The organism is Mycobacterium sp. (assembly GCF_050701515.1).
Taxonomy (GTDB): domain Bacteria; phylum Actinomycetota; class Actinomycetes; order Mycobacteriales; family Mycobacteriaceae; genus Mycobacterium.
Genome location: NZ_JBOGDB010000199.1, coordinates 1 through 6,615, shown reverse-complemented (window position 1 = coordinate 6,615; position 6,615 = coordinate 1). Strand labels below are relative to the sequence as shown.

Here is a 6,615-nt window from a genome sequence, read left to right as displayed (position 1 = left end):
CTGGTGGTGACCGCCCTCATCGTCGTCATCCGGGCCGCGGCCGGTCGGTTGACCGGTTACTGGCTCGGTGTGCTCCTGCCGCGGCGGATCGTGATCGCGGTGTCGGTGGCCGCCATCGCCGCCCTCGAGGTCAATCAGCAGCTACACGCCGCCTTACTGACACAGCCGTGGACGGGTTCGTAAGCCGCGCACTGCGGTGGCTGCCGTTTACCTCATACGGCTTCACGCTGCGTCCGATCGCGGAAGTCATTGCGGCACTGCAGAACGCGGGATTCGAGCTAGTCGAGCAGCGACACCTCGGTGAGGTCGCGATACCCCACAACCTGCTCGTGGCATCGCGCCCGCGTTGAGTTAGCCGCCCATTCCCATCATCCCCCGCATCATCGCGGGCATACCGTCGGTGACGAAACCGGTGACTTCCCGCGCATGCGCGCGGATGGCTTGTGTCAGGTCGGGATCGCCCGCGGTCTCTTCAGCGACCACCCCCTTGTCGGTGAAGGTGAGCCGGCGCTGGTAGTCGGAGGCACGGCGGAACAGCGTCGGCAGACTGTCGCTCATGCACATCACCTCGGCGCCCTCGTCGACGTGTGAGTACATCGCCGACACATGCGCCTTCAGCTGGCCGGCAAGGTCCGGGGAGTCCGACTCGGTCGTGGTGCGCACGCCACCGGGAATGTCCTCGACGCGGCGTCTGAGCTCGCCATGCCGGTTGAACATGTCCATGTAGGTGCTCATGTCCCCGCTCGACATGCCGCCCATGCCCGGGCCCATCATGCCGGGGCCCATCATTCCCCCGCCCATGCCCGGGCCCGTCGTCTCCGAGGTTCCAACGTTGCTGAACCCGTCCGTCGGGGGCGCGCCGACGATGCTGCGCAGGGCGTACCCCAGCGCAAAGAGACCGCCGCCGGTGCCGAGCATGGCCAGCACTGTTCGCCTCGTCAATTTCGCCATATCCGATGCTCTCCCGTCTGTCGGTTACCGCCATCATCCGCCGTGTTCACGCAGCAGCGCGAGGCGATGTCGGTACTCTTCGTCGTCGATCTCGCCGCGACCGAATCGTTCGGCGAGCACATCTTCAGCGCGCGGGCTGGAGATGGGTGGGCTCGCGGCTCTGCCACGCTGACCAGCCAGATAGTGAACGACGAGGACCACAGCGGCGATGACCGCCGCCCAGAACACCACCATTCCCACGGCCATCAGGATCCAGCTGATCCATCCCCAGCCGTCACCGGCATACCACATCATTGTTGTCTGCTCCTTATCTCTTTGAGCGAAGCCGCTTTTCGTCGGCTCACATCGTGAAAAGTTGCGCCGCAGCCATCGCGATGCCGAGCGTGATCGCATAGACGATGCCCATCACGATCGCGTGCCGGCCGACGGTGCGTAGCACGGCGCGGAAACCCCGCGGCGAAATGCCTTGTCGTCGCAGGTGCCGCACCAGCCACAGAATCATGACGGCAAGGCTGCCGAGGATGAAGTAAAGCTGGTAGCGATCCATCAGGCCGGTAAATCATCCGGCCGCGCCGAGACCGGCGGCCGTGGCGATGGCCGCGCCGATGCAGCAGACTCCGCCCAACAGCCCCGATCCGAGGCTGGCCCGCAGGGATCGCGGATCCATCCACCGCCGCGGCGTCCGGTTCTTGAGTTGCGTCGTCACGATGTCGCTCCTGTCTTGTGGGCCCGCCCGAGGATGTGGGCGTGCGCGGGAACAAACTTCAACGGCCGGTAGGTGAACCGGTCGAGTTCGTCGATCTCGAAGCCGGCTGCGTCGATGGCCGCGCGGCTGTCGCGGTTGAGGTGACAACCGCCTCCGATCGCCGACCACAGCGGTGTGATCACGTCCTGGAAAATGCCGAGCAGTGGCGTCGCGGAGCGGACGTGTTCGAAGAACCGCAGTTCGCCGCCCGGTTTGAGAACGCGTCGCACCTCGGAAAGAAAGTGGCCCGGCTCGGGCACCGAACACAGCACCAGGGACACGACGGCGGCGTCGAAGCTGCCGTCTTCGAAGGGCAATGCGTCGCCGTGTCCGGCGACCACCGTGATCGGCACGGGTGCGGTGGCGGCGGCGCGTTCGGCGAGCGCGCGCAGGCTGTTCTCGGGTTCGACGGCTACCACCTCGGCGACGGTGTCCGGGTAGTGCGCGAAGTTCATGCCGTTGCCGGCGCCGACCTCGAGCACGCGCCCGGACAAGTCGGCCAGTGCGCGGTCGCGATGCTCGGCGGTGCCGCGGCGCTCCGATTCAGCGCTGATCTTTTCGTACATCCGCGCGAACCGCGGATGCTGAAAAGCCGACAGATCAGTCATGGGTTTGGTCTCCATTCCTTTTCAGTGGTGGGTCAGTTGGTTGAGGTTGGGGTGAAGAGCAGTTCCTGGTCGATGACGATGGCCGCGAGGGTGCCTTCGGCCGCGGCGAGGATGACCTGGGCGCCGGCCAGCGGCAGGGCGGGACGGCGGGCCATGTCGCCCGCGGCGTAGACACCCGGCACGGAGGTTTGGCCCAGGTCGTTGATCTCCACTGCGCCGTCGTCCAGAATCCGGCAGCCCAGCTGAGCGGGCAGGTCGCTGCGCTGGCGCACCGGGGCATGGACGAACAACGCCGCGCGGGCCAGCCGCGACCCGTCAGCGAAGACGAGCCACTGCAGCGAGGTCCCATCGCCGTCGACACTGGCCAGTGCCTTGTCGAGGACGGTGACGTCGCTGGCGGCTAGCAGCTCTTGCTGTTCCTCGGTCAGCTCGAAGCCGGCGCCAAGGCACAGCACGATGTCGGTGCTGAACCGGCGCAGCTGGATCGCCTGTCGCACACCGGCCTCGTCAAGCGCGAGCACCGCCAGCGGCCGATCGCGGCGCTCCCAGCCGTGGCAGTAGGCGCAGTGCACCACCCCGTGGCCCCATCGTTCGGCCAGGCCAGGGACGGCAGGCAGGTCGTCAACGACCCCGGTCGCCAGCAGCAGCCGCCGGGCCCGGACCCGATCGCCGCCGGCGAGCACGACGTCGAACGCGCCGTCCACCGGCTGTGCGCGCTCCGCCAGGGCGGCCCGGATCTCGACCGTGGCGTAGGCGCCCAGTTGCGCCAGCGCGATCGTGCGCAGGTCAGTGGGCGCGATTCCGTCGCGAGACAAGAAGTTGTGCACGCCGTCGCTGGGGGCGTTGCGGCCGGGTCCACCGTCGATCAGCAGCATGGACCGCCGGGCCCGACCGAGGGTCAGTGCCGCGCTCAGCCCCGCCGGGCCGGTACCGACGATCAGGGCCTCATACGTCATTGCTTCGACTCCTCCGTTCGTTCTACTATCGATCCATAGTAGATACTATTCAGCGATAGTACGCAAGAGCGATAGTAGAAGTTCCCAGCGGATTGCTACTATCGGCCGGTAGGAGGTACCGATGGCTAACAAGCGGGACCGGGACGTGGAGCGGGCAGTGGCCCTGCTCGGCCCGTTGGAGGGCAAGGTGATGCGCGCGGTGTGGACCGGCCAGGTCACCGAGACGTTCGTCGTGCGCGACGTGCAGATTCTGATGCCCCAGCTCGCCTACACGACCGTGATGACCACACTGCGCCGGCTGGCCGACAAGGGCCTGCTGACCGCCAAGGCCGAACCCGGCCGCCGTGCCCACGAATACCGGGCCGCCGGCACCGCCGCCGATTATCTCGCGCGGGCCAGCCAGGACGAGGCTGCACAGTTCGTCGCCCGCTATGGCGACGCGGCGCTGTCGGCCTTCGCCGCCCGGCTCGCCGACCTGACCCCCGAACAACGCCGCCGACTCGAAGACCTGGCGCAATGACCGAAATCCGGCTCTGGGCTGTTGCCCGCGAACATCCCGTCGCCGTCGGCGTCGTGGTCGGTGTGATCGGGGTGCAGACAGCCTGGATGGTTGGCGCAGCCGTCTGTCCGATGATGAGCATGACCGAATGCGTGGTCAGCGCGGTCGCGCTCGTCGCCGCGGCCAGCGTGCTGGCCTTGGTGGTCCGCGCAACCTGGCTGGCCGCCACGATGACACGGGCGGTGGCCACGCTCCCGGGCGCGCCGAAGCCGCCGTCGCTACAGGCCGCCGCGGACCGCGCCGGGATCGCCCGCCTTCGCTGTCTGGCCGGAACCGACCGCACCGCGTTCTGCGCAGGACTGCTCCGCCCGTATGTGTACATCACCATCGCCACCGCCAAGCTGAATACCACCGAACTCGACGCCGTCCTCGCGCACGAAGCCGCCCATGCCCGCCGTCGCGACCCCTTGCGGCGACTGCTCACCCGCGCGGCCGCCGACGTGATGTTCTGGTTCCCGCTGCTGCGGTGGTGGCTGCGCAAGCACGTCGAAAACTCCGAAGTCCATGCCGACAAGGCCGCCATCGACCATGCCGGCCGTCAATCCCTCGCCGCCGCAATGCTGGCCGCGGCAGCCCCACCGCCGGCGGCCGTGCCCGCCATGGGCGGAGCGTCCGAAACGCGAATCGCCCACTTGTTGGGCGAGGACATCCCCATCCGACGCCCACCGAAAAGCCTTGTGGCGCTGTCGCTTCTGGGCGCGATCGCCGCGGTCTGGCTGGTCATGTGCCTCGGCCAGAGCGCCCTTGCCGCGATCGGCATATAGCGCGCAGAGACCAGATTCGCCATGTTTGGGTACCACGAATCAATCCGGATCGCCGCGCCGGCCGAGCTGATTTACGACCTGGTCGCCGACGTCACGGGCACCGGTGATCGCAGTCCCGAATGTCGGCGCGTCGAATGGCTCGGCGAACCTGCCCAAGCCGTGCCATGAGCACGCTTTCTCGGAAACAATCGATGGCGAGGCTTCACCTGGTCGCGCAACGCGGCCATCGTGCGAGCCGATCGCGGACCAGAGTTCACCTTCAAGACGGAACCCGGGCGGGGCGTCTACAACGACACCACGACGTGGTGCTACCGGTCCTACAACTCGCGGGCATTCGGGAACAAACCGCGTCGGCCTCGCGTTGATCCCCTTGATAGTTGAGTGAATTAGGCTCAAGTCTGGTTTGACACGGTAGAGTCAGCGGTTGCAGTCTTGAGTGAGGTTCACTCAGACCCCAAAACCTACTTATCAGGAGGAAAACCATGGCTCGTGCGGTCGGAATCGACCTCGGGACCACTAACTCCGTCGTCGCGGTACTCGAGGGTGGCGACCCCGTCGTCGTCGCCAACTCCGAGGGCTCCCGCACCACGCCGTCCGTCGTCGCGTTCGCACGCAACGGCGAGGTGCTGGTCGGCCAGCCCGCCAAGAACCAGGCGGTGACCAACGTCGACCGGACCGTTCGCTCGGTCAAGCGGCACATGGGCACCGACTGGTCGATCGAAGTCGACGACAAGAAATACACCGCGCAGGAGATCAGCGCCCGCATTCTGATGAAGCTGAAGCGCGATGCTGAGGCCTACCTCGGCGAGGACATCACCGACGCGGTGATCACCACGCCCGCCTACTTCAACGACGCCCAGCGGCAGGCCACCAAGGAATCCGGCCAGATCGCCGGGCTCAACGTGCTGCGCATCGTAAACGAGCCGACCGCGGCCGCGTTGGCCTACGGGCTGGACAAGGGCGAGAAGGAACAGACAATCCTGGTGTTCGACCTGGGTGGCGGCACCTTCGACGTCTCGCTGCTGGAGATCGGCGAAGGCGTGGTGGAAGTCCGCGCCACTTCGGGTGACAACCACCTCGGTGGCGACGACTGGGACGACCGGATCGTCGACTGGCTGGTCGAAAAGTTCAAGGGCACCAGCGGCATCGACCTGACCAAGGACAAGATGGCAATGCAGCGGCTGCGCGAGGCCGCCGAGAAGGCCAAGATCGAGCTGTCCAGCTCGCAGGGCACCTCGATCAACCTGCCCTACATCACCGTCGACGCGGACAAGAACCCGATGTTCCTCGACGAGCAGCTGACCCGTGCCGAGTTCCAGAAGATCACCCAAGACCTGCTGGACCGCGCCCGCAGCCCGTTCAAGTCGGTGATCGCCGACGCCGGCATCTCGGTGTCCGACATCGACCACGTGGTGCTGGTGGGCGGCTCGACCCGGATGCCCGCGGTGGCCGATCTGGTCAAGGAACTGACCGGTGGCAAGGAGCCCAACAAGGGCGTCAACCCCGACGAAGTCGTCGCGGTCGGCGCCGCGCTGCAGGCTGGCGTGCTGAAGGGCGAGGTGAAAGACGTTCTGCTGCTTGACGTCACCCCGCTGAGCCTTGGTATCGAGACCAAGGGCGGTGTGATGACCAGGCTGATCGAGCGCAACACCACGATCCCGACCAAGCGGTCGGAAACCTTCACCACGGCCGACGACAATCAGCCGTCGGTGCAGATTCAGGTCTATCAGGGTGAGCGCGAGATCGCGGCGCATAACAAGCTGCTCGGCAGCTTCGAGCTGACCGGTATCCCGCCGGCGCCGCGCGGTGTTCCGCAGATCGAGGTCACCTTCGACATCGACGCCAACGGCATCGTCCACGTGACTGCCAAGGACAAGGGCACCGGCAAGGAGAACACGATCAAGATCCAGGAGGGCTCCGGCCTGTCCAAGGAGGAGATCGACCGGATGATCAAGGACGCCGAGGCGCACGCCGAGGAGGACCGCAAGCGTCGCGAGGAGGCCGACGTCCGCAACCAGGCCGAGTCGCTGGT

The 6,615-nt window shown here is 66.7% G+C and carries 11 protein-coding genes and 1 pseudogene; 6 read left to right on the top strand and 6 right to left on the bottom strand.

Annotated features, from left to right (window positions below; genetic code table 11):
- Positions 1 to 183, top strand: a pseudogene (locus ACRDU5_RS16175) (DUF2752 domain-containing protein); the annotation flags it as partial.
- A complete protein-coding gene (locus tag ACRDU5_RS16170) occupies positions 168 to 350 on the top strand; it encodes a hypothetical protein (protein ID WP_526615645.1) in 183 nt (60 codons plus the stop codon). The pseudogene ACRDU5_RS16175 and the gene ACRDU5_RS16170, both read left to right, overlap by 16 nt.
- Before the next feature lies 1 nt (position 351).
- Here the strand turns inward: ACRDU5_RS16170 and ACRDU5_RS16165 are convergent, their stop codons facing one another.
- The 6 genes from ACRDU5_RS16165 to ACRDU5_RS16140 are packed head-to-tail and all read right to left on the bottom strand — an operon-like array spanning position 352 to position 3,260.
- Positions 352 to 951 carry a hypothetical protein gene (locus ACRDU5_RS16165; RefSeq protein WP_526615644.1) on the bottom strand — a complete coding sequence of 200 codons (600 nt, stop codon included), beginning with the start codon at positions 949 to 951 and terminating at the stop codon, positions 352 to 354.
- 33 nt (positions 952 to 984) lie between these two features.
- Positions 985 to 1,245 (bottom strand): SHOCT domain-containing protein, encoded by a 261-nt coding sequence (locus tag ACRDU5_RS16160; RefSeq protein WP_526615643.1) that lies wholly within the window; start codon positions 1,243 to 1,245, stop codon positions 985 to 987.
- 46 nt (positions 1,246 to 1,291) lie between these two features.
- The gene (locus ACRDU5_RS16155) at positions 1,292 to 1,498 is read right to left on the bottom strand and encodes a hypothetical protein (protein ID WP_526615641.1); all 207 of its coding nucleotides are present in this window, start codon (positions 1,496 to 1,498) and stop codon (positions 1,292 to 1,294) included.
- A 12-nt stretch (positions 1,499 to 1,510) separates the two neighbouring features.
- Positions 1,511 to 1,657, bottom strand: a complete 147-nt coding sequence (locus tag ACRDU5_RS16150; protein WP_526615640.1) for a hypothetical protein — start codon at positions 1,655 to 1,657, stop codon at positions 1,511 to 1,513.
- Entirely contained in the window at positions 1,654 to 2,304 is a 651-nt protein-coding gene (locus ACRDU5_RS16145) for a class I SAM-dependent methyltransferase (protein WP_526615638.1), read from the bottom strand. Before ACRDU5_RS16145 ends, ACRDU5_RS16150 begins: the two co-directional genes overlap by 4 nt.
- Positions 2,305 to 2,336: 32 nt before the next feature.
- Positions 2,337 to 3,260, bottom strand: a complete 924-nt coding sequence (locus ACRDU5_RS16140; RefSeq protein ID WP_526615637.1) for an NAD(P)/FAD-dependent oxidoreductase — start codon at positions 3,258 to 3,260, stop codon at positions 2,337 to 2,339.
- A 121-nt stretch (positions 3,261 to 3,381) separates the two neighbouring features.
- Between ACRDU5_RS16140 and ACRDU5_RS16135 the strand changes: the two genes are divergently transcribed.
- The 4 genes from ACRDU5_RS16135 to dnaK all read left to right on the top strand — a co-directional run.
- Positions 3,382 to 3,780 carry a BlaI/MecI/CopY family transcriptional regulator gene (locus tag ACRDU5_RS16135; protein ID WP_526615636.1) on the top strand — a complete coding sequence of 133 codons (399 nt, stop codon included), beginning with the start codon at positions 3,382 to 3,384 and terminating at the stop codon, positions 3,778 to 3,780.
- Positions 3,777 to 4,583, top strand: a complete 807-nt coding sequence (locus ACRDU5_RS16130; RefSeq protein WP_526615635.1) for a M56 family metallopeptidase — start codon at positions 3,777 to 3,779, stop codon at positions 4,581 to 4,583. The genes ACRDU5_RS16135 and ACRDU5_RS16130 overlap by 4 nt, the downstream gene beginning before the upstream one ends.
- 21 nt (positions 4,584 to 4,604) lie before the next feature.
- Entirely contained in the window at positions 4,605 to 4,751 is a 147-nt protein-coding gene (locus tag ACRDU5_RS16125) for an SRPBCC family protein (protein ID WP_526615633.1), read from the top strand.
- Positions 4,752 to 5,065: 314 nt separating this feature from the next.
- Positions 5,066 to 6,615: molecular chaperone DnaK (gene dnaK, locus ACRDU5_RS16120; protein ID WP_526615632.1), on the top strand; the 1,550-nt coding region annotated here is incomplete at its 3' end.